Origin of the sequence: Shewanella profunda (assembly GCF_023283765.1) — a bacterium.
Taxonomy (GTDB): Bacteria; Pseudomonadota; Gammaproteobacteria; order Enterobacterales; family Shewanellaceae; genus Shewanella; species Shewanella profunda.
On sequence record NZ_JAKILG010000109.1, the window covers coordinates 1 to 1,215 of the forward strand.

2 protein-coding genes are annotated in these 1,215 nt (G+C 41.9%); one reads left to right on the top strand and one right to left on the bottom strand.

Going from position 1 to position 1,215, the window contains the following annotated elements; translation table 11 throughout:
* Nucleotides 1–694 precede the first annotated feature (694 nt).
* Nucleotides 695–919 carry a hypothetical protein gene (locus L2744_RS21445; protein ID WP_248993766.1) on the top strand — a complete coding sequence of 75 codons (225 nt, stop codon included), beginning with the start codon at nucleotides 695–697 and terminating at the stop codon, nucleotides 917–919.
* 5 nt (nucleotides 920–924) lie between these two features.
* On the opposite strand, the gene L2744_RS21450 is transcribed toward L2744_RS21445, so the two are convergent.
* Nucleotides 925–1,215 (bottom strand): ISAs1 family transposase (locus tag L2744_RS21450; RefSeq protein WP_248993767.1); only part of this gene is annotated, 291 nt, incomplete at its 5' end.

The following is a 1,215-nucleotide window of genomic DNA, read 5'->3' on the forward strand; positions in this document are numbered from 1 at the left end:
CCTATTAGTGTAACTTTCATTTTGGACACCTTTTGTTGTTATTGAACGTGCAAATTCAATATGGCGTAAATGACGCCTACTTCACAAGAGGTGTCCATCCCATCATCCTTGGATGCTCGACCACCCCGTCCATGGGGCGGACGGTCGTCTCGCTAATCACCATGGCACACCTTTCGAGAGCTTGCGTACCCTGTAGATTCTCAAGACTAGATCTAACACTAACTATTTTTTAAATTTAGTTATAGATGCCTTAGAAAAGCCGTTTTGTTAAGGCTGAAAACATTTAAAACTCACTTTTGGACATAAAAAAGTTAGAGTTTTGTTTTAGCTCTTATTGCGTTGATTAGGAAAAGTATGGCAACTATCTTGATAGACAGAGTACAAAGTCTACCCTCCTTTTGCACCAAAGCAACGCATATGGCTAATCAAACCGACTCATATAATTCAATAGACGGGTTGGATTTTTTGGTAAGTGTATGAAGTCTTGCTATTTCAGATTCGAACCAATTGTACTCCGTCAGTCTGTTACGGACTTTGCCTCTTACAAGTTTGTCTTACCATGGACGCTAGAGATATTGTTGCTTACGTTTTTCCGTGACTGTATTTTTACGCGGCGTAAAGGTCTAGTGATGACATAGTTGCCGAATCAAAATATGATGATAATCTGAAAACATATCAGGAAAGAAACTTAAATATGAAGCAGTTAAACAATAAATATCTATCAATAACACTGTTAGCCAGCTTACTCCTTGTAGGCTGCGCCTCTACAGAGCTCTACAAACCACAAAGCGACAAAGACTTCGTTTATGACCCTGCAAATAGTTTTGCTATGAACGTAGTAGACGGCTCGCTGGGATTTCATAACGGCTTAACGGATGCTGCTAGACCACGGGATCAGGGCGGGATTAAGCTTTGTTAAATCTCTTAACCAAAGAAAATCTCGCTCCTAAAATCGCCATTCCATGCTGCCTTTCTTATCTTGGTTGGTTTGCTGGCTTTTAGCGGATGCTGCTCTAAAAGGTTCAGCGCGATACGGCGAAATAGCGCCATCTTCTTCGCGTTTTCACGGTCACCCATTCTTGAGCTGTCTTCCCTGAAGGTTAGGTCAAGCACCCAGTGTTGCTGGTTCTCGATGTGCCAATGCTGACGCACCGCTTTGGCTGCAAGTTCGATGTCCAGAGGTAAAGAACTTAAGTAATAATCCGTATTAATGGT